Genomic DNA, 25731 nt, shown 5'->3' on the forward strand with positions numbered 1-25731 from the left:
TGCTCGCCTAACCGACCGCGGCCGTGTTGGCCATCTCCGTGGCGGCGTACGAGCCGGCACTGATGCCGAGCGTCGTCGCCAGCTGATCACGAACCGCGGCGGCCTCGGCGCTGATCTCCTGGAAGAGCTTTGCGTGCCAGGAGAACTGCGCGGCGGTCAGCATCGACACCGCATCAGCGGCGGCGGGAACGATCCCGGTCGTCGGGCCTGCCACGGCCGAGTTGCCCTCCCGCACGGCCTCATTGATGCTGTGCAGTTCGCCGGCCGCCGCATCCAGGATTTCCGGTTGCGCCATCAGATAAGACATTTCCCCTCCTCTAATTCCCTTCGAATCAACAGCTTTCAGCCCGCACGCATGCATCGAGCCGGGCGCCTGGCCACGTTAGGTCAGTCGCGTCCAGAGAAGACAGTCTCAGGCTCGCCAATTCATTACCGAGTCGATAACTGTTCACTTTGCTGGACAGAAATGCTGGAACATTTGGGTTGGATATGAAAGATATTGCAAACCAATATGTTTGGAGTCATATATGTACTTATATGTGGCCGCCACGCCAGCCCGAGAGATTTGCCATCCACGGCGAGAGCAACTGAAACGCTTGCACAACAATCGTTTTCGAACCCGTACGCCAGCCGAACAGGACGGCGGGGGCCGGCCCGTAGCATCTGCGGCGCCCCAGCGGCTAGGGTGCCAGGCATGCCGGTCGCAAATAAAGCCCCGAGGTTTGCCCGCACGCTGATCGCCTTGGCCGTCGCCGGATTGGCGGCCGCCATGGTGTCGGCCTGCGATTCCCCGCCTTCCGCGCCCGCGCCGGGGGTCAATCCCCGTCAGGTCACGGTCTTCGGATCGGGGCAAGTCCAGGGCGTCCCGGACACCCTGACCGCCGACGTCGGAATCGAGTTCACGGCACCCGACGTGACCGCAGCGATGAACCAGACCAACGACCGACAGCAAGCGGTCATCAACGCGCTGGTCGGCGCGGGCGTCGACCACAAAGACATCAGCACGACCGAGGTCACGCTGCAGCCGCAGTTCAGCAATCCCGGACCCAACGGCACCGAGACCATCACGGGGTACCGCGCGACCAACGCCATCACGGTCAAGATCCACCCCCCCGACGCCGCGTCGCGGATGCTGGCCCTGATCGTCGGCACCGGCGGCGACGCCACCCGGATCAAGTCGGTCAGCTACTCCATCGCCGATGACTCGCAGCTGGTCAAGGATGCCCGCGCGCGGGCGTTCAACGACGCGAAAAACCGCGCCGAGCAGTACGCCCAGCTGTCCGGACTTCGGCTGGGCAGGGTGCTGTCCATTTCGGAGGCGACGGAACCAACACCCGGGGGACCACCCGCGCCCCCGAAGGCCATGCCGAGCATGGTCCCGCTGGAACCCGGGCAGCAGACGGTGAGCTTTTCGGTGACCGCGGTGTGGGAGTTGGACTAGCGCGATGGCGGCGACCCGCCGCGCCCGGCTTCGCCGCGCTTGCGATCGCCGACTAGCGCGATGGCGGCGACCCGCCGCGCCCGGCTTCGCCGCGCTTGCGATCGCCGACTAGCGACTACTGCTGGTACACCCTCGGGTCCAACGTGCCGATGTACGACAGGTCGCGGTAGCGCTCGTCGTAGTCCAGGCCGTAGCCCACGACGAAGTCGTTCGGGATGTCGAAGCCGACGTAGGCGATGTCGACGTTGGCCCCCTTGGCATCGGGTTTGCGCAGCAACGTGCAGACGCGCAAGGAACGCGGATGGCGGCTGGTGAGGTTGCGCAGCAGCCACGACAGCGTCAGGCCCGAGTCGACGACGTCCTCGACGATCAGCACGTCGCGGCCCTGGATGTCGCGGTCCAAGTCCTTGAGGATTCGCACCACACCCGAAGACGACGTCGAGGTCCCGTAGGAGCTGACGGCCATGAACTCGAACTGGGTGGGCACCGGAATCGCCCGGGCCAGGTCGGTGACAAAGATCACGGCGCCTTTGAGCACGGTGATCAGCAGCAGATCCTGGCCGGTCTCGGTCATGGCGTCGCGGTACTGCCCGCCGATCTCCTCACCGAGTTCGGCGATCCGCGCCTGGATCTGCTCGGCAGTAAGCAGCACTGACTTGATGTCCCCCGGGTACAGCTCCACAGGCTGGGCGGGGGTGATCGCCGAGGAGATCTGGGCCACGCCCACAGAGTGCCACGCCAACGGCCGAATAACCAACGGCGACCCCGGTATTGCACCTATCGAACCGGTTCGCGCCACAGAGTGAGCAGGCCGTCGCGCCGCCCGGCGATCAGCCGCTCGTCCCGCAGTGCGGACCCGACCGCCACCCCGCCCTGCCCGCGCCAGGCGGTGACAAGGGCGTCGACGGAGCGGATCTGCTTGTCGGTCAGGCCCGTTGCGCCGCCCGCCAGGAGCCAGCCGCGGATCACCCGGCGCCGAACCGGGACGGGCAGCACGGCCAGCGCCTGCGTCTGCAGTCCCGCGCCCGCCTGCGCCTCGGGCAGCGCCTGGGCCGCGAGCGAGTCGATGAGCTCGGTGTCCTCCCGCAACGCCGTGGCCGTGCGGGCCAGCGCCTCGGCCACCCCACCGCCCAGCACATCCTCGAGCAGCGGCAGCACCTCCAGGCGCAGCCGGGTCCGGGTGAAGCGGTGGTCGACGTTGTGCGGGTCCTGCCACGCGGTCAGCCCCAGCTCGCGGCACGCGGCGTGGGTCACAGCGCGCCGCACACCCAGCAATGGCCGGCCCCAGGGCGCGTCGTACGGGCGCATCCCGGCGATCGACCGCACGCCCGACCCGCGGCCCAGCCCCAGCAGCACCGTCTCCGCCTGATCGTCGAGCGTGTGGCCCAACAGCACCGGTCCGCCGTGGTACGCGCTCAACGCCGCATACCGGGCGGCACGGGCGGCGGCCTCTGGACCGCCTTCATTTCCGACGTGCACGCGAACGACCTGTGCCGCAACGCATCCCAAGGTGACGGCTTGCGCCCGGGCGGTCTCGGCGACCGCGGCGGAGTCGGGTTGCAGGCCGTGATCGACGATCACGGCGGTGGTGGGCAGCAGCTGGGCCGCCACCGCCGTGAGCGCGAGGGAATCCGGGCCGCCGGACAGCGCCACGCACCATTGTTCGGCCGTGGCGACATGGGCCTGGATGAACGCCTCGACGGCAGCGCGCAGCTGCCCTACAGCACCCTGTCGATCCATCGCTGGGGTTCCTCGATTTCGGCGGGCAGGGGCAGCGTATCGGGACCCGTCCAGATCGCGTTGAACCGTTCCATGCCGACCTTCCCCACCACGTGGTCGACGAACGCCTTGCCGCGCGTGTACTGGTTGAGCTTCTCGTCGAGCCCCAACAACGCGCGCAGCAGGCGCTGCAGCGGCGGTTGCTTGCGATTGCGGCGCTCGTCGAATCGACGGCGGATGGTGGTCACCGACGGCACCACCATCGGCCCCACGGCGTCCATCACGTGGTCGGCGTGGCCCTCCAGCAGCGTGCCGAGCACCAGCAGCTGATCGAGGGCCTGCCGCTGCGGCTCGGATTGCACCGCACGCACCAGACCCACGATTCCCGACGAGCTGCCGTCGGCCGTCCCGTTGCCGCGGGTGCGGACGTACTCAGCCAGCCGGCTCGCCACCTGCGCGATGTCTTCACCGGCGTCCCGCGTCAACAGCGCCAAGGCGCGGGACATGTGCTCGGACAGCCACGGGTTGGCGGTGAACTGCACCCGGTGGGTCACCTCGTGCAGGCAGACCCACAACCGGAAGTCGGAGGGATTGACCCGTAGCTGCCGCTCGACGGCGATGACGTTCGGATACACCAGCAGCAGGCAGCCCTCTTTCGCGGCGGCGAACGGGTCGTACTGACCGAGGATTCCGGACGACACGAACGCCAGCACGGCGCCCGTCTGCGCGCCGGTGACGCGGCCCGTCAGGAACCCACGCGGCTTCTCGGCCCCGTTCATCATCACCCGCATCGACTCGGCCGCCGCGCCGATCCATTCGGGGCGGTCGACGATGCGGGCCGCGGGCACGACACCGTTGGTGACCAGGCCCGTGACCTCGCGCACCGGCGGTTCGGCCTTGGCGGCCGAACTGGTGAGCTCGTCGATCACCTGACGCCGGGTGTATTCACTGGACGGCGGACCGGGCCGGGCCAGCCGCTGACCGACGGTGGCGGCGAAGCGCCAGTCGACAGCGGTACCGAGGGTCAGCTCCGAGGGCGCGCTCATGAACAACCACACGACCAGAGCCGGCTGGCCAGGGCGTCCATCACGTTGCGGCCGTTCGGACCGGCGGCGTTGGAGATGAAGGCGAACGTGAGCACCCGCCCGCTGCGGTCGGTGAGCACCCCGGCCAGGGCATTGATGGCGGTCAACGAGCCGGTCTTGGCGCGCAACCAGCCGGCCGGCCCCTGATTGGAGGCCGCGTCGGTGAAGCGGTCGGCCAGCGTCCCGCTACCGGCGGCGATCGGGAGCAGATCCAACAGCGCCCGCAGCGTCGGCTGGTCGGGTCCGGCGGCGGCCTGCAGCACACCGTCGAGGGTCTTGGCGGTGAGCCGGTCGTCGACGGAAAGGCCGCTGGAATCCATCAGCGTGACGCCCCCGGTGTCGACGTGGGCGGTGCTCAACCGGTTCGTCACCGCGTCGGCCGCTCCGGCGAAGCTGCGCGGGCGGTTGATCGCGGCCGCCACCTCGCGGGCGATGCACTCGGCCATCACGTTGTCCGAGTGGTCCATCATCTCGGACAGCCGCTGCACCAGCGGCGCCGACTGCACGACGGCGAGCTGCCGCGCCCCCGAGGGTGCCGTCGCGATCGTCACGGCGCCGGGATCGAGGCCCAGCGCCTTGGCCAGCTCTCGCCCGGCGTCGAGCGCCGGGGTTCGCGACCGCCGGGAGTTGACCGTGCTCGGCTGGATGCGCCCGGCGTCGATCATCACCGACTCGATCGGCGCGATGTCGCCGTTGTCGACGTCGGCCCCATCCCAGCCCTGCGCCATCGTCGGCCCGGCGAACGCCGAGGTGTCCACCTGCACCGCCGTCGGCGTCACGCCGCTGCGGCGGATCTGCTCGACCAGGTCGCCGAGCCGAGCGGATCCCCGATACCAGGTGTCCACGCCGGGCGGCGCCGCCGACAACACCGGGTCGCCGGCACCGACCAGCACGACGGGGCCCTGGGCGTTCTGGCTGCCGGCCACCACCCGCGTGCTGATCCGCGCCTGGTGGTCCAGGGTCAGCAGGGCCGCGGCCGCGGTCAGCACCTTGTTGGTCGAGGCCGGCACCAGCGGCATGTCGTCGGCCACCTGCCAGAGCTCTTTCCCGGTCAGGGCGTCGGTGACCCGGGCGCCCAACCTGCCCAGGTTCGGATCGGCCGCGATGGGCGCCAGCGCGGCGGCCACCCCGGCCGGGCTCGGCGTCTCGGCGGTGTCACTGACCGGGATCATCCCCGGCTTGACCGTCGGCGCATGCGGGGGCGGTATCGGGGCGTGCGAGCTGTTGCCGCCGTGCCCCGCCGAGGTGAAAAACGTTGCCGCCGCCACCACGGCGGCGACAAACGCCAGCACGGCCAACCCGACGAACACGTGGGTGGATTTCTGCCAGCGAGTGGGACCCATCGCTCTCCTGACTCTCTTCAGCCCATTCTGCCGAATCCGCCGCAAATGCCTCGACTAGGGTGATCCCCGACGCAGACGGACCACCGCGATACGCCCAGATCTAAGGAGCACACAGTGCAATTCGACGTGACCATCGAAATTCCGAAGGGCCAGCGCAACAAGTACGAGGTCGACCACGAGACCGGCCGGGTGCGTCTGGACCGCTACCTCTACACCTCGCTGGCCTACCCCACCGACTACGGCTTCATCGAGGACACACTGGGTGAGGACGGCGACCCACTGGACGCCATGGTGCTGCTGCCGCAGTCTGTGTTCCCGGGCGTGATCGTCGAGGCGCGCCCCGTGGGCATGTTCCGGATGGTCGACGAGGCCGGGGGCGACGACAAGGTGCTGTGCGTGCCGGCCGGCGACCATCGGTGGGACCACATCCAGGACATCGGCGACGTGCCCGAATTCGAACTGGACGTGATCAAGCACTTCTTCGAGCAGTACAAGGCGCTGGAGCCGGGCAAGTTCGTCAAGACCGCCGACTGGGTCGGCCGCGCGGAGGCCGAAGCTGAGGTACAGCGTTCGGTCGAGCGGTTCAAGTCGAACGGGCACTGACGACCGCTTACCTGCGGTAACGCTCGTGGCATAACCGCACGCCGATTTCCGGTGGCATCCTGGCGATGTGACCCCGGTGCTGCATTTCGCCACCAATTTCTGGTGGCTGGTTTTCCCGCTGGGCGGTGCGATCGGCGGCGGCCTTCGGGCCATAGCCGCCGCGAACGAGCGTCGGGCCGAGCGTCGGCTGGAACGATATCGGCTGAAGCAGCAGGCCAAGATCGCGGTGGCCGAGGCATCGGGCCGGGCACGGACCAACGAGGAAAGTGATCGGCGAGAGATCGCCAAACTCGTTGCGGCGCATGACCGTACCGACATCCGGTGGTTCGACTACGAAGTCGATATCGCGCGATTGCTGGATTTCCCGATGATGACCGATATGCGGGCCCCGCTGACCATCGCGTTCCATCGGGCGAAGCGGCACGCGGATTTGCTGCGGCCCGAACCGCCCGAGAGCCTGGTCGGCAACCGGGACGCGTTGGTGGAATACCGCGACGCCGTCCACGAGTACATCAGTGCGTTCGAGATCGCCGAGGCCGAGGCGATCCGCCGGCGTCGCAGCGACTTCTCTGCGGACGAGCAGCAACGGATGGCGCGGGCCCAGAGCTTGCTGCACCTGGCGCAGGACGAGGCGGCCACCCGCGACGAACGACAGAATGCCTACGCGCGGGCGAGCAAGGAACTCGACGGCCTGATCGTGCTGCCGGCCCCCGCAAGAGCCGGCATCGAAAGGCGCATCGCGGGCCAGATCGGGGCCTAAGCGGCCGACGCGGCCTTTGCGTTGCGCCGATTGCGCAGCACGCTCCAGCTCAGCGCCGCGCCGATGAACACCACTCCCACCGACGCGGTGATCGCCTCGGGAACCTGGTATCGCGGGTTGACGGAGAGCAGCATTATCACGGCAAGCACCCCGATCGCCCAGTGTGCGCCGTGCTCCAGGTACACGTAGCGGTCCAGCGCATCCTGCTTCACCAGGAAGATGGTGATGGACCGGACGAACATCGACCCCACCAGTCCGAGGCCCAGCGCGATGACGATCGGGTCCGACGTGATCGCGAATGCGCCGGTGACCCCGTCGAACGAGAAGGCGGCGTCGAGGACCTCGAGATACAAGAACAACGTCAAGCCGGCCTTGCCGACCGCCGTGCCGGCCGACGCCGCCTCGAGGTCCGGCGGGCGAAACGCCCGGCTGAGACCGTTGACGACCAGATAGGTCACCAGGCCCAGCAGTCCCGCGGTGAGCACCGTCTGGCCCTCGTCGGTGGAGTGCGTCAATCGCGTCCCGACGAGCACCAGCGTCACGACGGCCACCGCCACCGATACCTGCCCCAGCCGCCCGATGCGGGCGAACGGAGCCTCAATCCACTTGAGCCATTTGATGTCTCGGTCGTAGACGATGAAGTCCAAAAACAGCATCAGCAGGAACGTCCCGCCGAACGCCGCGATCTGTGGGTGCGCGGCGACGATCAGCTTTTCGTAGCTGGGCGAGCCATCGGGGAACTCCAGCGCGCCGTGCGGCGGCGGGTGCAGCGCCAACTCCATCGCCCGGACCGGATCGAGGTGCGCGGTGGCCCAGACGATCAGCAAGGGGAAGATCAGCCGCATCCCGAACACGGCGATGAGAATCCCGACGGTCAGGAACATCTGCCGCCAGAACGGGCTCATCTGCTTCAGAATCGCGGCGTTGATGATGGCGTTGTCGAACGACAGCGACACCTCGAGGGTGGCCAGCACCAGCAGGAGAAAGAGGTCCTTCAGGCCGCCGTGGGCATACCCGACCGCGAGGGCCGCGATGCTGACCAACAGCGAGATCCCGAAGATGCGCAAGGCGGCCAAGGTGTCCTTTCCGACAGCCGCCCACGATAGCGAACCCCGGTCGCCGCCACCGACCAGCATCCACGGCCACTTACTATTTTCGAATTGTGGCCATGCCCGAAGTCGGCGGTACCCAAGCCTCCACTGGCGCCGGTCCGATCACGCGCGGCAGCGTGGCCCGGGTCGGCGCCGCGACGGCGCTGACCGCCCTGTGCGGTTACGCCGTGATTTACCTGGCCGCCCGTGACCTGGCGCCGGGCGGCTTTTCGGTATTCGGGGTGTTCTGGGGGGCATTCGGCCTGGTCACCGGCGCCGCGAACGGGTTGCTTCAAGAGACCACCCGGGAGGTCCGCTCCAGCCGCCACCTCCCGGCGGCCTTGCCGGGCGGAGACGAACCCCGGACCCATCCGCTGCGGGCCGCCGCGCTGGTCGGCCTGGGCGCGGCCGTGGTGATCGCCGGTAGCTCGCCGCTCTGGAGCGGGCGGGTATTCGTCGAGCAGCGCTGGCTGTCGGTGGCGCTGCTCAGCGTCGGGCTGGCCGGGTTCTGCGTGCACGCCACCCTGCTGGGCATGCTGGCCGGCACCGATCGGTGGACCGGGTACGGGGCGCTGATGGTGACCGACGCCGTCATCCGGGTGACCGTCGCCGCGGCCACCGTCGTGCTCGGCTGGCGCCTGGTCGGCTTCCTGTGGGCCACCGTCGCGGGCGCGGTCGCCTGGCTGATCATGCTGGTGGCGTCGCCGTCCGCGCGGGCAGCCGCCCGAATGCTGACGCCCGGTGGCGCCCAGACCTTCCTGCGCGGGACCGCCCATTCGATCACCGCCGCGGGCGCGAGCGCGATTCTGGTCATGGGTTTTCCGGTGTTGCTCAAGCTGACCAGCAACGAGCTGGGAGCCGAAGGCGGGGTCATCATCCTCGCCGTGACGTTGACGCGGGCGCCGCTGCTGGTGCCGCTGACCGCCATGCAGGGCAATTTGATCGCCCATTTCGTCGACGCGCGCAGCAATCGGGTTCGTGCCCTGATCGCGCCGGCAGGGATCATCGGCGGCATCGGTGCGGTCGGCGTGGTGGCCGCCGGGATCGTGGGCCCGTGGCTGCTGCGGGTCGGCTTCGGGCCGCAGTACCAGGCCAGCGGCGCGCTGCTGGCCTGGCTGACCGCGGCCGCGGTGGCGATCGCCATGCTGACGCTCACCGGCGCCGGCGCGGTAGCGGCGGCGCTGCACCGGGCGTACTCGCTGGGCTGGGTCGGCGCGACGGTGGCGTCGGGGTTGCTGCTACTGCTGCCGCTGCCGCTGCAGACGCGGACCGTCGTCGGCCTGTTGTGCGGTCCGTTGGTGGGAATCGGTGTTCATCTGGTGGCGCTCTCGCGCGCCGAGCGCTTGACCGGCTGATCCTGGCTAACCTTGTGGGCTAGATGGTTACTGACTCCAAATACTCGGGCGCCTGGATCGTCATCCCCGCCTTCAACGAAGCCACCGTCATCGGCGAGGTGGTCGCCGATGTGCGCTCGATCTTCGACAATGTCGTCTGCGTGGACGACGGCAGCACCGACGGCACCGGCGAGGCGGCCAGGCGGGCCGGTGCTCATCTGGTGCGGCATCCGATCAACCTGGGCCAGGGCGCGGCCATCCAGACCGGCGTCGAATACGCCCGCAAACAGCCTGGGGCGCAGGTGTTCGCCACGTTCGACGGCGACGGGCAGCATCGGGTCAAGGATCTGGCCGCGATGGTGGACCGGCTTTGCGCGGAGGACGTCGACGTGGTCATCGGGACGCGGTTCGGCGCGCCCGGTGGCACCCGGCCGCCGTTCGTGAAGCGGCTGGTTCTGCAGACCGCCGCGCGCCTGAGCCGTCGTGGTCGCCGACTTGGCTTGACCGACACCAACAATGGGTTGCGGGTCTTCAACAAGAAGGTTGCCGACGGACTGGATATCACCATGAGCGGCATGAGCCACGCCAACGAGTTCATCATGCTGATCGCCGAAAACCATTGGCGCGTTGTCGAACAACCGGTCGAGGTGCTCTACACCGATTACTCCAAGTCGAAGGGACAGCCGCTTCTCAACGGCGTCAACATCATCTTCGACGGGTTCCTGCGAGGGAGGATTCCAAGATGAACTGGATCCAGGTGCTGCTGATCGGGTCGATCATCGCGCTGCTGGTCTATCTGCTGCGGTCGCGGCGGAACGCGCGGTCCCGGGCCTGGGTCAAGGTGGGCTACATCGTCTTCGTGCTGGCCGGTGTCTATGCCGTGCTGCGGCCCGACGACACCACGGTCGTGGCGCAGTGGTTCGGGGTGCGCCGCGGCACCGACCTGATGCTGTACGCGCTCGTGATGGCCTTCTGCTTCACCACGCTCAGCACGTATATGCGGTTCAAGGACCTGGAACTGCGATATGCCCGGCTCGCCCGCGCCCTGGCGCTCGAGGGCGCGCAGGCGCCCGAACACAGCTAGACCGTCTGGCCGCTGCGGAAGTACTCGACCGTGCGGCGCACGCCGTCGTCGAGCCGGACCTGCGGACGCCACCCCAAAACCCGTTCGGCCAAACCGATGTCGAGGCACGACCGCCTCAGGTCGCCCAGGCGGTCCGGATGAAACTCCGGGTCGTCGGGCCCCCCGACCGCCGCGGCCACGGCCGAATGCAGTTGCCGGTCCGAGGTTTCCATTCCGGTGCCGATGTTGAACCGCTGGCCGCCGCCGGCCTCCCCCGCGGCCTTGACGAAGGCGTCCACCACGTCGTCGACGAACACGTAGTCGCGGGTCTTGCTGCCGTCGCCGAACACCTTGGTGGGCTTACCCGACAGCAGCGCCTGGGCGAAGATCGCCACGACGCCGGCTTCGCCGTGCGGGTCCTGCCGCGGTCCGTAGACGTTGGCCGGAGCGATGTGCGAGCAGTCCAGGCCGTAGAGGTGGCGGAAGGTGTTCAGGTAGATCTCGCCCGCCACCTTTCCCGCGGCATACGGCGAGGCCGGGTCGGTCGGCACCGTCTCGGGCGTCGGGTACACCGGCGGGGTGCCGTAGATGGATCCGCCCGACGAGGTGTGCACGATCTTGCGCACCCCCGTCCGCCGCGCCGCCTCCGCCACGCGCACCGTACCGATCACGTTGACCGAGGCGTCGAATTGCGGGTCGGCCACCGAGTGCCGCACGTCGATTTGAGCCGCCAGGTGGAACACCACCTCGGGCCGGTGCTCGTCGAGGATGGCCTGCAGATCGGCGGTGACGATGTCCGCCTCGACAAAGACGTGCGCGGGGTTGTCGGCCAGGTGCTCGAGGTTGGTCGCGCGACCGGTGGCGAAGTTGTCCAGCCCCACCACGGTGTGGCCGTCGGCCAGCAGACGGTCGACTAGCGTCGACCCGATGAATCCGGCTGCCCCGGTAACCAGTGCGCGCACCGGCCCACCATACATACTGGCCCTGGCCGCGGCGCTGATCGCCATTCAGCTGGGCATACGCGCGGTGCTGGCGTTCGGCGGCTATTTCTACTGGGACGACCTGATCCTCATCGGGAAGGCCGGCACCCACAACCTGCTCTCGCCGGCGTACCTGTTCGACGACCACGACGGCCACGTCATGCCGGGCGCTTTCCTGCTCGGCGGCGCCATCGTCCGGCTGGCTCCGCTGAACTGGACCGGGCCGGCGATCAGCCTGCTGGTGCTGCAGCTGCTGGCCTCGCTGGCGCTGCTGCGCGCCCTGTACGTCATCCTCGGCCGGCGGCCGGTGCTGCTGGTCCCGCTGACCTTCGCGCTGTTCACCCCGTTGGCGGTACCGGGGTTCGCGTGGTGGGCGGCGGCGCTGAACTCACTGCCGATGCTGGCGGCGCTGGCATGGGTGTGCGCCGACGCCATCCTGCTGGTGCGGACGGGAAACCAGCGCTATGCGATAACCGGGACGCTGGCCTACTTCGGTGGGCTGCTGTTCTTCGAGAAGGCGGCGGTCATCCCGTTCGTCGCGTTCGCGGTGGTAGCGCTGCTGCGTCACGTCGACGGCGACCGGGCGGCGCTGCTGACGGTGTGGCGCGCCGGGCGGCGGCTATGGGTAGCGACGCTGGCGCTCACCGCGGGCTGGATCGCGCTCTACCTGGCCGTCGTCAACCAAGGCCGGTGGAGCTCGGACCTGGCGATGACGGCGGACCTGCTGGCGCGATCGATCACGCACGGCATCGTCCCCGGGCTTGCCGGGGGCCCGTGGCACTGGGACCGGTGGGCGCCGGCCTCACCGTGGGCCACGCCCCCGCCGCTCGTGATGGCGCTCGGCTGGCTGGTGCTGGGCGGCACCGTGGCGGTCTCGCTTGTGCGCAAGCAGCGCATCGTACCGGTGTGGCTGACCGCGGCCGGCTACGCCGTCGCCTGCCAGGTGCCGATCTATCTGATGCGCTCGTCGAAGCTGACCGCGCTGGAACTCGCCCAAACCTTGCGCTATTTCCCGGATCTCGTCTTCGTGTTGGCGCTGCTGGCCGCCGTCGCGTTCTGCGCGCCGAACCGGCCCGCCGCGCCGCGCTGGCTGGACGCCTCACCCAGACGCACCGCGGCGACGCTGGGTGTGACGGCGTTGTTCGTGGCCAGCAGCCTGTATTCGACGGCGACCTTCTTGATCAGCTGGCGGGACAACCCGGCCCAGCGCTATCTACAGAACGCCCGGGCCGATCTGGCCGCGGCGCACGCGGCCTCCACGGCGCCGCTGCTGGACCAAGAGGTCGATCCGCTGGTGCTGCAACGGGTGGCGGCGCCGGAGAACCTGGCCAGCCACCTGTTCGCCCTGCTGCACGACCGGCCCGAATTCGCCTCCGCCACAACTCAATTGCGCATGCTTGACAGCTCGGGCCGACTGGTCAAGGCGCGGGTGACCTGGGTGCGGACCATCGTGCCCGGCCCCATGCCGCAGTGCGGCTACTTCGCGCAGCCGGACAAGCCGGCGCGCCTGGTCCTGGACGGCCCGCTGCTGCCCGCCGACTGGAGCGTCGAGCTCAATTACCTGGCCAACAGCGAGGGAACGATGACGCTGGCGCTGACGCAGGGACCCGACGTCAAGGTCCCCGTGCATCCCGGGCTCAACCGGGTCTTCGCCCGGCTGCCCGGCGCCGGGGACGCGATCACCGTGCGCGCCAACACCACCGCGCTGGCGTTATGCGTCGCGTCGGGTCCGGTGGGGTTCCTGGCGCCGGCCTAGCCGCACACTCGCCGAGCCATCGGCACCGACGGTCACGCCGGCGTGACGCTGGACGCCGAACGTCGCCCTGGCGTGATGCTGGGTGGAGAAGAATTGTGGAGCCGCCTGGGGGAATCGAACCCCCGACCTATTCATTACGAGTGAATCGCTCTACCGACTGAGCTAAGGCGGCACACCCTCACGCCGGGCGGCACGAGTCTACGGCAGGCGGGCGGGCGCGACGAAATTAATCGCGCAGTTCCTGGCCAAAGGTGGCCACCATGGCGTCGACGGCGAACTTGGGCTTGACGTTGATCGCCAACGCCTCGCGGCACTCCAGCACCGCCTCGATGCAGCGCAGCAACCGCTGCGGCGGGGCGTGGGCGGCCAGCGCCGCCACCCGATCGGCCATATCCGGATGATTGGGCCGCACCGAGCCCGCGCCCGACGAAACCATGAGCGCGTCCCGGAAATAGTTCGCCAAGTCGATCAGCGCCCGATCCAGCGCGTCGCGTGAGGCCCGGGTTTGACGCGACTTCTGGCGCCGTTCCAGGTCTTTCATCGCGCCCGTGGCGCCCCGCATCGCCCCGGCGGTGCCCTTACCCGTGCCGCCGGCGCCCAGCGCCGTACGCAACTCCTCGGTCTCGGCCTCGGCGCGGTCCGCCGTGAGCACCAAGGCCTCGGCTTCGGCCGCGGCCACCAGCTCCTCGGCGGCGGCGTACGCCCGCGACGGCGTCGCGGCGTCGCGCACCAGCGCCAGCGCCCGCTCGCGGCGTTCCCGGGCCTCGGAATCGGTGGCCAGCCGGCGCGCCCGGCCCACGTGGCCGCCGCTGACCGACGCCGCCCAGTTCGCGGTGTCCGGAGTCAAGCCGTCGCTCTCGATCAGGACGCGCGCGATCGCCTCGGTCGGCGGGGTGACCAGCGCGACGTGCCGGCAGCGGGAACGCAACGTGATGGCGATGTCCTCGGGATCCACCGACGGCGCGCACAGCAGGAACACGGTCGACGGCGGCGGCTCCTCGACGACCTTGAGCAGCGCGTTGGCGGCGCCCTCGGTGAGCCGGTCGGCGTCCTCGATCACCACGATCTGCCGGTGCCCGGTGGCCGGACGCCGGGACGCGATCTGCACGATGGCACGCATCTCGTCCACCCCGATGGACAGCCCTTCGGGGATCACCCGGCGCACATCGGAGTGGGTGCCGGCCATGGTCGTCGTGCACGCCCGGCATTGCCCGCACCCCGGTTCCCCATCGGAGGTGCACTGCAGCGCGGCGGCGAAGCACAGCGCCGCGACCGAGCGCCCCGACCCGGGGGGACCCGTGATCAGCCATGCATGTGTCATAGTCCCGGCGCCCGCTTCGCTGTGAACCAGATCACCGCGCGCCGCCCTCGCGGCGGCGAGCAGTTCGGCCGTCACCACGTCCTGGCCTACCAGCCGCGTAAACACCCCGGACATCACGGGTAACAGTAGCCACCACCGCCGACATATACCGATCGGCCACCGTATTGGGACAATCCCGTTACATTTCGGCTCTTTTCGGCCCGAATGGGGGCCCGCCGAGATCGTTGTAAGTTTCCGACAAGTCCCTGCTGACCGATACGGTGGGATCGTGGCAACAGCGGGAGCACTGCCCGGGCGGATCAGCGCATTCGTCCGGTGGGTGGTGCGTACCCCGTGGCCGTTGTTCTCGCTGAGCATGCTCCAGGCCGACATCATCGGCGCCCTGTTCGTGCTGGGCTTCCTGCGTTACGCCCTGCCCCCCGAGGATCGCATCCAGTTGCAGGATCTGCCGGTCCTGAATCTGGCGGTCTTCGCGACCGCGCTGGTGGTGCTGTTCCTGGCCGGCTGGATGGTCAACCTGAAGCTGCTGATGCCGGTCTTCCGCTGGCAGCGCCGCGACAACCTGCTCGCCGAGGCCGACCCGGCCGCCACCGAGCTGGCGCGCAGCCGCGCCCTGCGAATGCCCTTCTATCGCACGCTGATCAGCATGGCGGCCTGGTGCATCGGCGGCGTGGTGTTCATCATCGCCAGCTGGTCGGTGGCCCGATTCGCCGCTCCCGTCGTCGCCGTCGCCACCGGGCTCGGCGCCGCGGCGACCGCGATCATCGGCTACCTGCAGTCCGAGCGGGTGCTGCGGCCGGTGGCCGTGGCGGCCCTGCGCAGCGGCGTGCCCGAGAACGTGCAGGCGCCCGGCGTCATCCTGCGGCAGATCCTGACGTGGATGCTGTCCACCGCCGTCCCGGTGCTGGCCATTGTGCTGGCGGTGATGGCGGACAAGGCATCCCTGCTGCACGCCACGCCGGAGAAGCTGTTCACCCCCATCCTGTTGCTGGCGCTGGCAGCGTTGGGCATCGGCTTCGTCAGCACCCTGCTGGTGGCCATGTCGATCGCCGACCCGCTGCGCCAGCTGCGCTGGGCGCTGTCCGAGGTGCAGCGCGGAAACTACAACGCGCACATGCAGATCTACGACGCCAGCGAGCTGGGCCTGCTGCAGGCCGGCTTCAACGACATGGTGCGTGACCTGTCCGAGCGGCAGCGGCTGCGCGACCTGTTCGGCCGCTATGTCGGTGAAGACGTCGCGCGCCGCGCCCTGGAACGCGGCACCGAGCTGGGCGGTCAGGAGCGCCACGTTGCGGTGCTGTTCGTCGACCTAGTCGGCTCCACCAAGCTGGCCGCGACCCGCCCGCCCGCCGAGGTGGTCCACCTGCTCAACGAGTTCTTCCGCGTGGTGGTCGAAACCGTGGGCCGGCACGGCGGTTTCGTCAACAAGTTCCAGGGCGACGCCGCCCTGGCCATCTTCGGTGCGCCGATCGAACACCCCGACGCTTCCGGCGGGGCGCTCGCCGCGGCGCGCGAGCTGCACGACGAGCTGCTCCCGGTCATCGGGTCGGCGGAGTTCGGCATCGGCGTCTCGGCGGGCAGGGCGATCGCCGGGCACATCGGCGCGCAGGCCCGCTTCGAATACACCGTGATCGGCGACCCGGTCAACGAGGCCGCCCGGCTGACCGAGCTGGCCAAGCTCGAGTCCGGCCACGTGCTGGCGTCGGCGATCGCCGTCAGCGGCGCGCTGGACGCCGAGGCGTTGTGCTGGGACGTGGGCGAAGTCGTCGAGCTGCGGGGCCGCACCGCCCCCACTCAGCTGGCCCGGCCGGTCAAGCTGGCCGGAGTCACGGACTCCCAGCCCGTGCGGGCCCCCGAAGAGGTGCACAGCGAGTCGATCGGTCCGGGCTACTAGCCCGGGCTAGCTGCTGCGCTTGGCGGCCTTCTTGGCCGGGGCCTTCTTGCGGGCGGCCTTCTTCGCGGGACGCTTCACCGGACCACGGGCCCGCCGATCGGCCAGCAGTTCGGCGGCGCGTTCGTCGGTGATCGACAGGACGTCGTCGCCCTTGCGCAGGCTCGCGTTCGTCTCGCCGTCGGTGACGTAGGGACCGAATCGGCCGTCCTTGATCACCATCGGCTTGCCGGTCGCCGGGTCGGCGCCCAGCTCCCGCAACGGTGGCGCGGCCGCGGCCTGCCTGCCGCGGCGTTTGGGTTCGGCGTAGATCTTCAGCGCCTCGTCGAGCGTGATCTCGAAGATCTGGTCCTCAGTAGCCAGTGAACGAGAGTCGGTGCCGCGCTTGAGGTATGGGCCGTAGCGGCCGTTTTGTGCGGTGATCTCCTCACCCGTCTGCGGGTCCACGCCGACCACCCGGGGCAGCGACAGCAACTTCAGCGCGTCCTCGAGGGTGACGGTCTGCAGGTCCATGCTGCGCAGCAGCGAGCCGGTGCGCGGCTTGGGTCCCGTCGGCTTCTTCCCCTTCTTGGCCGGGGCGCCGCCTTCGTCGTCTTCCGGTGGCGGCGGGAGGATCTCGGTCACGTAGGGGCCGTACCGGCCGTCCTTGGCGACGATCTCGTGACCAGTCTCCGGGTCGACGCCCAACGCGCGTCCCTCTTGCGGCGTGGCGAACAGCTCCTCGGCCACCTCCAGGGTCAGCTCGTCCGGCGTCAGCGAATCGTTGAGATTGGCGCGCTGCGGCCCGAGCTCACCCTCGTCGTTGGTCACCATGCGTTCCAGGTAGGGCCCGTTCTTGCCCACCCGGACGTACACGGGGCGACCCTGATCGTCGTCAAACAGCTTGATGGAGTTGACTTCTCGGGCATCGATGCCTTCGAGGTTGACGCCGACGAGCTTCTTCAGGCCGCCGGAGCGCGCCACCGAATCGGCCACTCCGTGGTCGCCGCCGAAGTAGAAGCGGTTGAGCCAGTCGGTGCGCCGCTCCTGCCCCGAGGCGATCGCGTCGAGCTCGTCCTCCATCGCGGCGGTGAAGCCGTAATCGACCAGCCGGCCGAAATGGCGCTCCAGCAAACCGATTACAGCGAACGCGACCCACGAGGGCACCAGGGCGCTGCCCTTCTTGTGCACGTAACCGCGGTCCTGGATGGTCTTGATGATCGACGAGTACGTCGACGGCCGGCCGATGCCCAGCTCCTCGAGCGCCTTCACCAGCGACGCCTCCGTATAGCGTGCCGGCGGGTTGGTGGCGTGGCCGTCGGGCGTCAGCTCGATGGCGTCCAGCCGCTGGCCCTGCGTCAACTGCGGCAGCCGGCTCTCGGCGTCATCGGCCTCGCCGCCGGCCAATTCGTCGACGGTCTCCACGTAGGCCTTCAAGAAGCCGGCGAAGGTGATGGTGCGCCCGCTGGCGCTGAAGACGACCTGGCGGCCGTCGGATTCGCCGTTGATCCGCAGGCTCAGCGTCGTCCCGCGCGCGTCGGCCATCTGCGAGGCCACGGTGCGCTGCCAGATCAGCTCGTAGAGCCGGAATTCGTCGCCGTCGAGCTCGCGGCGCACCGCGTCCGGGGTGGCGAAGGTCTCACCGGCGGGCCGGATCGCCTCGTGCGCCTCCTGAGCGTTCTTCACCTTGCGGGTGTACTGGCGCGGCGACGGGGAGACGTACTCCTCGCCGTAGAGCTGCCGCGCCTGCGTGCGCGCGGCGTTGATGGCCGACTGCGACAGCGTCGTCGAGTCGGTACGCATATAGGTGATGTAGCCGTTCTCGTAGAGCCGCTGGGCGATGCTCATGGTGCGCTCCGAGGAGAACCGCAACTTGCGGCCGGCCTCCTGCTGCAGCGTCGACGTCATGAACGGCGCGTAGGGCCGGCGGGTGTAGGGCTTCTCCTCCACCGAGGCGACCGACAGCTGCGCCCCGTGCAGCCCGCTGGCCAGCTCGGTCGCCCGGGCCTCGTCCAGCACGGTCACCTCGTCGGCCTTGCGCAGCTGGCCCAGCGAGTCGAAGTCGCGGCCGGTGGCAACGCGCAGGCCGTCGACGCTGGTCAGCCGGGCGGTGAAGGTCGGCGGTGCGGCCTGCGGGTCGGACACGCTGGCGTCCAGCCGGGCCAGGATGTCCCAGTAGGAGGCGCTGCGGAACGCCATGCGGTCGCGTTCCCGCTGCACGATGATGCGTGTGGCCACCGACTGGACCCGCCCCGCCGACAGCTTCGGTGCCACCTTCTTCCACAGCACCGGGCTGACCTCGTAGCCGTACAGCCGGTCCAGGATGCGGCGGGTTTCCTGCGCGTCGACCAGGTCGATGTCCAGGTCACGGGGGTTCTCGGCGGCCTCCAGGATCGCCGGCTCGGTGATCTCGTGAAACACCATCCGCTTGACCGGGACGTTCGGCTTCAGGGTCTCCAGCAGGTGCCAGGCGATGGCTTCGCCCTCGCGGTCACCATCCGTGGCCAGGTAGAGCTCGTCGACGCCCTTGAGCAGGCCCTTCAGCTCGCTTACGGTGCTCTTCTTCTCGGGGCTGATGATGTAGAGCGGCTCGAAGTCGTGATCCACGTTGACACCGAGGCGGGCCCACGGCTCCGACTTGTATTTCGCCGGCACGTCGGCCGCGGCGCGGGGCAGGTCGCGGATGTGGCCACGCGAGGATTCGACGATGTAGTTGGAGCCCAGGTAACCGGCCAATTTGCGCGCCTTGGTCGGCGACTCGACGATGACGAGTCGCCTACGGCTCCCAGCCCGGCCGCTCTCGCGGTCCTTGAGATTCGGGTCGGCCAACTACGCTTACGCTCCATCCTTGATCCCGGCCCCCCTGCGAGGCCGCCCCGCAGAAGAATGACAGGCCGGCGTCAAAAATTCCGCGGAAATTCAGATACGCCAGCGTTCCTTCGCCCTCGGGCACCTGACAATTTCGCACCCTGAGGCGCGACTGCGCAAACCGGCCGCCGGAAACACAAATCTTTTTCGACGGTTATACCCGCGGCCACACCGATGACGCGTCGACGCCGTCGGGGGCGTCCCCCACGTTCTCTACCAGGCGCGATAGCCGGCGACGGCCGCTGATCCGCAGTGCCGGCCTGCCGCCGCGGGTGCCGATCAATGTGGGGGCGATTCCGACCCGCATCAAAGCCGACGCCAGTGGGGAATGGGTATCGGGCGCGTGGGGATCCAGGCCCAACAGGTAATGGTCGCCCTCGGGATGACCGGCCGCCAGCGTCCAGGCCCGCAATTCCCGCGGCCCGGGCAGCCAGCGCGGCGGCACCGTTTTGACCGCGCCGCGCGTCCATTCGGCGGCCAAACTCACCAATGCGGCGGTGACCGCCGTCCGCACCAGCGGGGTGTCCTCGTCGGTGTGGCCGATCTCGGGCTCCAGCCCCGCTTCGCGGATCATCTCGGCCAGCGCGGCGGCCCGCCAGGCCTGGTCCACCACCACGGAAAGTCGCGCGCCCTGCGCCCCCGGACCGCCGACCATGACGATCTGACCGGAAGCCGCCAGCACCCCGGAGAGATCGGCTACCGCGGGCGGCACCGACTCCGCTGTGAAGAAGGAAAGCTGGCTCACGCCACCGACAGTAGGCCAGTTCGACCATCCGCGTCTTGAGGCAACCGGCGCGGCGGCGCTTCGGGACCGGACGGAATACGAAAACCCCCCGACGGGCCCGCTGGGCGGGACTGCACGGGGGGTTCGTGGAAGACCTGCTCCGGTTAAGCGGGGCGGACTCCGGTGGCCTGGGGGCCCTTAGGGCTGTGGCCGATTTCGAACTCGACCTTCTGGTTTTCTTCGAGGGTACGGAAGCCCGAACCCTGGATCTCCGTGTAGTGGACAAAAACATCTGCGGAACCGTCTTCGGGGGCAATGAACCCGAAGCCCTTCTCCGCGTTGAACCACTTCACAGTTCCCTGTGGCATCTCTCGATCTTTCCTTTTCTTCTGGGTGCGGGGCACCGCCTGCCGATGCCCCGGGCCTGGTACGACCGCCATACCTCGCTCAGTCGCCGGAACTTCACCCGACCGATTAACCTCGCAGGAACCGCGGCCGCAACGTCGATCCTGCGAAAGTTTGCACGAACACAGAAGCTGCGACCGCGAATAGTCAACCATGTTCATCGCTTCGGCGACAGACTTGCGTCTTGGACTCATTCCAAGCCGATCCCAGGAGGGTGCGAATGGCGAGTTTCGGCAGCGACCTGCTCGCCGCCGCGCTCGCCGGTACCGACGCCGACGAGCATCCACTGCGGCACGTCGCCGAACTGCCGCCACGAAGCGGCCGTCCGCACAGTTGGCCGGGTTGGGCCGAGCCGGACGTGGTGCGCGCGTTCACCGACCGCGGGGTGATTTCGCCCTGGTCACACCAGTCGGCCGCCGCGGAACTGGCGCACGCCGGCCGTCATGTGGTGGTGAGCACCGGGACCGCGTCGGGCAAGTCATTGGCGTATCAGCTTCCCGTTCTCAATGCGCTGACCATCGATCCGCGCGCCCGGGTGTTGTATCTGTCCCCGACGAAGGCGCTGGGCCACGACCAGTTGCGGGCCGCGCACGCGCTGACGGCCGCCGTTCCACGGCTGCATGACGTGGCGCCCACCGCCTACGACGGCGACAGCCCCCCGGAAGTCCGCCGGTTCGCGCGGGAGCGATCCCGGTGGCTGTTCTCCAATCCCGACATGATCCATTTGTCGATTCTGCGCAACCATGCCCGCTGGGCCGTGCTGCTGCGCGGTCTCCGCTTCGTGATAGTCGACGAATGCCATTACTACCGTGGGGTTTTCGGCTCCAACGTGGCGATGGTGTTGCGGCGGTTGCTGCGGCTGTGCGCGCGCTACTCGTCCGCGCCCACGGTCATCTTCGCCAGCGCGACCACCGACGAACCGGGCGCGACGGCCGCCGAGCTCATCGGGCTACCGGTCGAGGAGGTCACCGAGGACGGTTCGCCGCAGGGCGCCCGGACGGTCGCGTTGTGGGAACCGGCGCTGCGCGCCGACCTGCTCGGTGAGAATGGCGCGCCAGTGCGTCGCTCGGCCGGAGCGGAGGCGGCGCGGGTGATGGCCGACCTGATCGCCGAAGGGGCGCAGACGCTGACGTTCGTGCGGTCGCGCCGCGCCGCTGAGTTGACGGCGTTGGGCACGCAGGCGCGATTGGACGAGATCGCCCCCGGGCTCTCCGGCAAGGTGGCGTCGTATCGGGCCGGGTATCTCGCCGAGGACCGCACCGCGTTGGAGCGGGCCCTCGCAGAGGGCCGGTTGCGCGGCCTGGCCACCACGAACGCCCTGGAGTTGGGTGTCGACATCGCCGGGCTGGACGCGGTGGTCCTCGCCGGGTTCCCGGGCACGGTCGCCTCGTTCTGGCAGCAGGCCGGCCGGTCGGGCCGGCGCGGGCAGGGCGCGCTGGTGGTGCTGATCGCCCGCGACGATCCGCTGGACACGTATCTGGTGCACAATCCCGCCGCGCTGCTGGGCAAGCCGGTCGAGCGGGTGGTGATCGACCCCGCCAACCCCTACATTCTGGGGCCCCAACTGCTCTGCGCCGCAACCGAAATGCCACTCGACGAGGCCGAGGTGCGCGACTTCGGGGCAACCGAGGTGGCCGAGGGTCTGATCGACGACGGACTGCTGCGGCGGCGCAACGGCAAGTACTTTCCCGCGGCAGGCCTAGAACCGCATGGGGCGGTGGACATCCGGGGGTCGTCGGGTGGCCAGATCGTCATCGTGGAGGCGGACACCGGGCGGCTGCTGGGCAGTACCGGTGTCGGTCAGGCCCCGGCATCGGTCCATCCGGGCGCCGTCTACCTCCATCAAGGGGAGAGCTATGTCGTCGACTCGTTGAACCTCGAGGATGCGATCGCCTTCGTGCACGCCGAGGACCCCGGGTACGCGACGTTTGCGCGGGAAATCACCGACATCACCGTCACCGGTACCGGCGAACGCACGCGGTTCGGGTCCGTCACCCTGGGTCTGGTGCCCGTCACCGTCACCCACCAAGTGGTGGGGTATCTGCGTCGCCGCCTTTCCGGTGAGGTGATCGACTTCATCGAGTTAGACATGCCGGAACACACGCTGGCGACTACCGCGGTCATGTACACCATCACCGAAGAGGCCTTGCTGCGCAAGGGGATTGATGCGCCGCGGATCCCCGGATCACTGCACGCCGCCGAGCACGCGGCGATCGGCCTGCTGCCGCTGGTGGCCAGCTGCGATCGGGGCGATATCGGCGGCTTGTCCACCGCGGTGGGACCGGACCCGGCCGGTCTGCCCAGTGTCTTCGTGTACGACGGGTATCCGGGCGGCGCCGGGTTCGCCGAGCGCGGTTTTCGCCAGGCGCGTACCTGGCTGGGAGCGACCGCCGCCGCCATCGAGGCATGTGAGTGCCCCCGGGGTTGTCCGTCCTGCGTGCAGTCCCCGAAATGCGGCAACGGCAACGACCCCCTCGACAAGGAGGGTGCGGTGCGGGTGTTGCAACTGGTCCTCACGGAGCTGCCGCACGTCGAGCAATCCGGCGGATGACGACCGACCCCTCGACGGTCGACCCCACGGATGCCAGCTGACGGGCCAACGGACGCTCATCGGTGAGCGGCGACACCCCGACCTCGCGGGCGCAGCAGCAAACTACCAAGGCCACAACAACATTGGCAAGTTTCACCGGCTCACCGGCGGGGCGACGCTGAAGGCCCGCGGACGGCGCCGACATGGCCGGTAGGCCCGAGGTCCCAACAATGCGGGCCGTCGCCGTAAAATCGGCGGCATGGGCCACGACTGGTTGCTCGTGGAGACGCTGGGGGGTGAACCCACCGTGGTGGCGCAGGGACGCCAATTGAAAAATCTCGTCCCGATCACCACGTTCATGCGCCGCAGTCCCTATCTCTCCGCGGTTCGGACGGCGATCGCCGAGTCGGTACAGACTGGTCAGAGCTTGACCAGCATCACTCCCAAGCGCGACCGCGTCATTCGCACCGAACCGGTGGTGATGTCCGACGGCCATATCCACGGGGTGCACGTGTGGACCGGCCCCGCCGACGTCGAGCCGCCCGAGCGGCCGACCCCCGGGCCGCTGAAGTGGGACCTGACCATGGGTGTCGCCACCGACACCCGGGAGTCGTTGGCCAACAGCGGAAAAAATCCCGAAGTCGAGGTCACCTTCGGCAGGGCCTTCGCGGAAGACCTTCCCTCGCGCGAGCTCAACCCCAACGAGACCAAGGTGCTGGCCATGGCCGTGAAGGCCGAGCCCGACCAAACACTGTGCAGCACTTGGGATCTCACCGATTGGCAGGGCAACCCCATGCGGATCGGCTTCGTCGCGCGCACCGGCCTGGAGGCGGGGCCCGACGGCCGGGACCACCTGGTCGCGCGGGCGATCAATTGGCGTGCCGAACTCAAGGGCCCGGGGGTCTCGACAGACGATCTGGCGCAACGGATCCTGAGCGGGCTCGCTCAGGCCGGCGTCCACCGCGCGCTGATCGACCTGAAGAACTGGGCTTTGCTGAAATGGCTGGACGAGCCCTGCACGTTCTACGACTGGCGCGGCAGTGAGACCGGCAAGCCGAAGGTTCACCCCGACGATCAGCACTTGGTGTCCTCGATGACCGAAGAATTCGCCCACGGTGCGACCAGCCGGGTGCTGCGAATGCCCGGCCATGACAACGATTGGGTGCCGGTGCACGTCACGGTCAACAGGGTGGAACTCGAACCGGATACCTACGCCGGACTGGTCTCGCTGCGGTTGCCCTCGGAAGAGGAACTCGCCGCCGCCGGATTTTCGGGCGGCCCCGACCCGACGGCCTAACCCACGACGGGCAGCAAGCGGTCGGCGGCGACCGACAGCCGCTGGCCCCCGAGTTGCGGCCACGCCTGCACCGCGCAGAACGGCGCGCACTGATCCTGCGACGACCTCGTGCCGACGTGCACGCAGCACTGCACCAGCCGCTCTTCGATCATCGTGGACATGTCCATGAACGGTTTGACCGTGACCCGAACGACACGCTCACCCAGCATCCGCCTCAGTTGGCGTCGCCGCCCCGGCAGGGCGGCCGACGCCACGGTGAGCAACGTCGCCATGCCCAGATCGCAGTTCTCGCAGATCATGCGCCACACGTCCGACATCGCAGGATGCGACAACGAAGACTGCTCCGACAGCAACCCCATCAGGGATTCCCGTACGGCCAGCCGCAATTCCCGGGGAATGTCGGAGTCGGCGATCCGGTTGGCGATCAACCCCAGCTTGTCCTTGAGGTTGTCGTGGCCCATCAGTGCGACCAGCGAGCGCCAGTTCCCGTTGTCCTCACGAAGCAGGTACCCGACCGAGCAGCAATGGGGGTGCGAGCATGGCAGCGCGGTCAGATCCCGCCAGGTGACCAGGCCGGTCGTCTGCGGTCCCAACCGCTTCAGCACACCGGTGTGGGTGAGGCGGCTGGCCGGGTCAATGAGACCCGAACGCCCGGAACCGAATTGCGGCTGGATGCAAACACCACCGACATAGGGCGTGTCCAGCGCCAGCTTGACGATGTCGCCGATCTCGGTGTCGTTGACACCGAGTGCCGCCGTCATCACGAGCGTGGTGAAGACCTCGCGTTCGGAAAGTCGCCGCAGCGCCGACTCCTTGAGGCGCGATAGGTCGCCGCCACGGTGATAGCGGTGCGCGGCCGGCGAGAGCCCGTCGTACTGCAGGTACACCTCGGTGCGTTCCCGGTGCTCGGTGAGCAGGTCGAGCAGCTCGTCATCCTGAGCTATCCGGATACCGTTGGTGTTCAGCAGGATTCGTGTTATCGGTCGCGAGCTGAGCTCGGCGAGCAGCTCGGGCAGCTGCGGGTGCAGGCTGGGCTCGCCACCGCTGAGCATCACCACATCCAGGCGGCCGTTCTCCCGTGCGAGCCGCTGGTCGACGTTGGCCAGCACGTCACCCACCGCGACGACATTGCGGAGGTCCGGCGAGGAATCGGCGAAACACGTTGGGCAGCGCAGGTTGCAGGTCGCGGCGATGTCCTCCAGCAGGATGCAGGTGTGTTGAGTCTGCATCGGCGGCAGGCCGCGTAGATAGGCCGACGGGATCGGGTCGAAGTTGTCCGGCTCATCGGGGACATGCGCCTTGGTGGGCGCGGTCCACTCCTCGAGGTAGGCAAGGATCTCGGGGTCTTCGTCGTACAGCGTTCGAACGAGCCCGTGTCTCGGGCAGCCCCGTTCCAGCCAGACCTGCCCGTCGCCGCGCACGGCCAGCCAGCCGCTGAGCCGTGCCACGTCGCCCAGCGGACGATCGGGTTCCTCGGCGTGACACTGGGGGCAAAACGCGTTGACGTAGCGGTGGATTCGGTCGCCCCGCAGTTCCATGCC

22 protein-coding genes and 1 tRNA gene are annotated in these 25731 nt (G+C 68.8%); 10 read left to right on the forward strand and 13 right to left on the reverse strand.

From position 1 onward, the window contains the following. Positions 1-7 precede the first annotated feature (7 nt). Entirely contained in the window at positions 8-307 is a 300-nt protein-coding gene (locus A5773_RS00220) for a PE family protein (protein ID WP_066955573.1), read from the reverse strand. Between the two features lie 387 nt (positions 308-694). Here A5773_RS00220 and A5773_RS00225 point away from each other — a divergent pair, with 387 nt between their 5' ends. Then, entirely contained in the window at positions 695-1441 is a 747-nt protein-coding gene (locus A5773_RS00225; protein WP_067788835.1) for an SIMPL domain-containing protein, read from the forward strand. A 115-nt stretch (positions 1442-1556) separates the two neighbouring features. On the opposite strand, the gene hpt is transcribed toward A5773_RS00225, so the two are convergent. From hpt to dacB, 4 genes are read right to left on the reverse strand one after another with little or no spacing between them, the layout of a single operon-like run. Continuing rightward, positions 1557-2168 (reverse strand): hypoxanthine phosphoribosyltransferase, encoded by a 612-nt coding sequence (hpt, locus tag A5773_RS00230; protein WP_066955579.1) that lies wholly within the window; start codon positions 2166-2168, stop codon positions 1557-1559. Positions 2169-2218: 50 nt separating this feature from the next. Then, complete coding sequence (gene tilS / locus A5773_RS00235; protein ID WP_067788838.1) at positions 2219-3181, reverse strand: tRNA lysidine(34) synthetase TilS; 963 nt, start codon at positions 3179-3181, stop codon at positions 2219-2221. Continuing rightward, on the reverse strand, positions 3160-4206 hold the full coding sequence (locus tag A5773_RS00240; RefSeq protein ID WP_067262709.1) for a zinc-dependent metalloprotease: 1047 nt from the start codon (positions 4204-4206) through the stop codon (positions 3160-3162). The genes tilS and A5773_RS00240 overlap by 22 nt, the downstream gene beginning before the upstream one ends. Next, on the reverse strand, positions 4203-5588 hold the full coding sequence (gene dacB, locus A5773_RS00245; RefSeq protein WP_067262712.1) for a D-alanyl-D-alanine carboxypeptidase/D-alanyl-D-alanine-endopeptidase: 1386 nt from the start codon (positions 5586-5588) through the stop codon (positions 4203-4205). The genes A5773_RS00240 and dacB overlap by 4 nt, the downstream gene beginning before the upstream one ends. A 114-nt stretch (positions 5589-5702) precedes the next feature. On the opposite strand from dacB, the gene A5773_RS00250 reads away from it, so the two are divergent. After that, entirely contained in the window at positions 5703-6191 is a 489-nt protein-coding gene (locus A5773_RS00250; RefSeq protein WP_066955591.1) for an inorganic diphosphatase, read from the forward strand. A 67-nt stretch (positions 6192-6258) separates the two neighbouring features. Beyond that, positions 6259-6951 (forward strand): hypothetical protein, encoded by a 693-nt coding sequence (locus A5773_RS00255; RefSeq protein ID WP_067788841.1) that lies wholly within the window; start codon positions 6259-6261, stop codon positions 6949-6951. Here A5773_RS00255 and A5773_RS00260 read toward each other — a convergent pair. Next, positions 6948-8027 carry a DUF475 domain-containing protein gene (locus tag A5773_RS00260; protein WP_067262879.1) on the reverse strand — a complete coding sequence of 360 codons (1080 nt, stop codon included), beginning with the start codon at positions 8025-8027 and terminating at the stop codon, positions 6948-6950. The two genes, A5773_RS00255 and A5773_RS00260, sit on opposite strands and share 4 nt — an antisense overlap. Before the next feature lie 92 nt (positions 8028-8119). Here A5773_RS00260 and A5773_RS00265 point away from each other — a divergent pair, with 92 nt between their 5' ends. From A5773_RS00265 to A5773_RS00275, 3 genes are read left to right on the forward strand one after another with little or no spacing between them, the layout of a single operon-like run. Beyond that, positions 8120-9397 (forward strand): hypothetical protein, encoded by a 1278-nt coding sequence (locus A5773_RS00265; RefSeq protein WP_066955597.1) that lies wholly within the window; start codon positions 8120-8122, stop codon positions 9395-9397. Positions 9398-9420: 23 nt separating this feature from the next. Continuing rightward, entirely contained in the window at positions 9421-10122 is a 702-nt protein-coding gene (locus A5773_RS00270; protein ID WP_066955600.1) for a glycosyltransferase family 2 protein, read from the forward strand. Beyond that, positions 10119-10460, forward strand: coding sequence for a DUF2304 domain-containing protein (locus A5773_RS00275; protein ID WP_066955604.1), 342 nt, complete (start codon positions 10119-10121; stop codon positions 10458-10460). The genes A5773_RS00270 and A5773_RS00275 overlap by 4 nt, the downstream gene beginning before the upstream one ends. Here the strand turns inward: A5773_RS00275 and A5773_RS00280 are convergent. Continuing rightward, positions 10457-11401: an NAD-dependent epimerase/dehydratase family protein gene (locus tag A5773_RS00280; RefSeq protein WP_156659636.1), complete on the reverse strand. Its 945-nt coding sequence runs from the start codon at positions 11399-11401 to the stop codon at positions 10457-10459. The two genes, A5773_RS00275 and A5773_RS00280, sit on opposite strands and share 4 nt — an antisense overlap. On the opposite strand from A5773_RS00280, the gene A5773_RS00285 reads away from it, so the two are divergent. Further along, a complete protein-coding gene (locus tag A5773_RS00285) occupies positions 11367-13175 on the forward strand; it encodes a hypothetical protein (RefSeq protein WP_231989172.1) in 1809 nt (602 codons plus the stop codon). The genes A5773_RS00280 and A5773_RS00285 overlap by 35 nt on opposite strands. A 96-nt stretch (positions 13176-13271) precedes the next feature. Here the strand turns inward: A5773_RS00285 and A5773_RS00290 are convergent. Then, positions 13272-13347 (reverse strand) — tRNA-Thr (locus A5773_RS00290). 54 nt (positions 13348-13401) lie between these two features. After that, positions 13402-14610, reverse strand: coding sequence for a DNA polymerase III subunit delta' (locus tag A5773_RS00295; RefSeq protein WP_066955610.1), 1209 nt, complete (start codon positions 14608-14610; stop codon positions 13402-13404). A 106-nt stretch (positions 14611-14716) separates the two neighbouring features. Between A5773_RS00295 and A5773_RS00300 the strand changes: the two genes are divergently transcribed. Further along, on the forward strand, positions 14717-16390 hold the full coding sequence (locus A5773_RS00300; RefSeq protein WP_231989174.1) for an adenylate/guanylate cyclase domain-containing protein: 1674 nt from the start codon (positions 14717-14719) through the stop codon (positions 16388-16390). Positions 16391-16396: 6 nt separating this feature from the next. Here the strand turns inward: A5773_RS00300 and topA are convergent, their stop codons facing one another. The 3 genes from topA to cspA form a co-directional block, all read right to left on the reverse strand. After that, positions 16397-19195 carry a type I DNA topoisomerase gene (gene topA / locus A5773_RS00305; RefSeq protein WP_066955615.1) on the reverse strand — a complete coding sequence of 933 codons (2799 nt, stop codon included), beginning with the start codon at positions 19193-19195 and terminating at the stop codon, positions 16397-16399. Between the two features lie 193 nt (positions 19196-19388). Then, positions 19389-19979: a hypothetical protein gene (locus A5773_RS00310; RefSeq protein WP_066955618.1), complete on the reverse strand. Its 591-nt coding sequence runs from the start codon at positions 19977-19979 to the stop codon at positions 19389-19391. Between the two features lie 143 nt (positions 19980-20122). Next, on the reverse strand, positions 20123-20326 hold the full coding sequence (gene cspA / locus A5773_RS00315) for a cold shock protein CspA (protein WP_066955621.1): 204 nt from the start codon (positions 20324-20326) through the stop codon (positions 20123-20125). Between the two features lie 257 nt (positions 20327-20583). Between cspA and A5773_RS00320 the strand changes: the two genes are divergently transcribed. Continuing rightward, positions 20584-22914: a DEAD/DEAH box helicase gene (locus A5773_RS00320; RefSeq protein ID WP_066955624.1), complete on the forward strand. Its 2331-nt coding sequence runs from the start codon at positions 20584-20586 to the stop codon at positions 22912-22914. Between the two features lie 238 nt (positions 22915-23152). Beyond that, a complete protein-coding gene (locus tag A5773_RS00325) occupies positions 23153-24190 on the forward strand; it encodes a PAS domain-containing protein (RefSeq protein WP_066955626.1) in 1038 nt (345 codons plus the stop codon). Here the strand turns inward: A5773_RS00325 and A5773_RS00330 are convergent. Further along, positions 24187-25728, reverse strand: coding sequence for a radical SAM protein (locus tag A5773_RS00330; protein WP_066956010.1), 1542 nt, complete (start codon positions 25726-25728; stop codon positions 24187-24189). The two genes, A5773_RS00325 and A5773_RS00330, sit on opposite strands and share 4 nt — an antisense overlap. Positions 25729-25731: the final 3 nt, after the last annotated feature.

The organism is Mycobacterium sp. 852014-52450_SCH5900713 (genome assembly GCF_001667075.1).
GTDB lineage: Bacteria > Actinomycetota > Actinomycetes > Mycobacteriales > Mycobacteriaceae > Mycobacterium.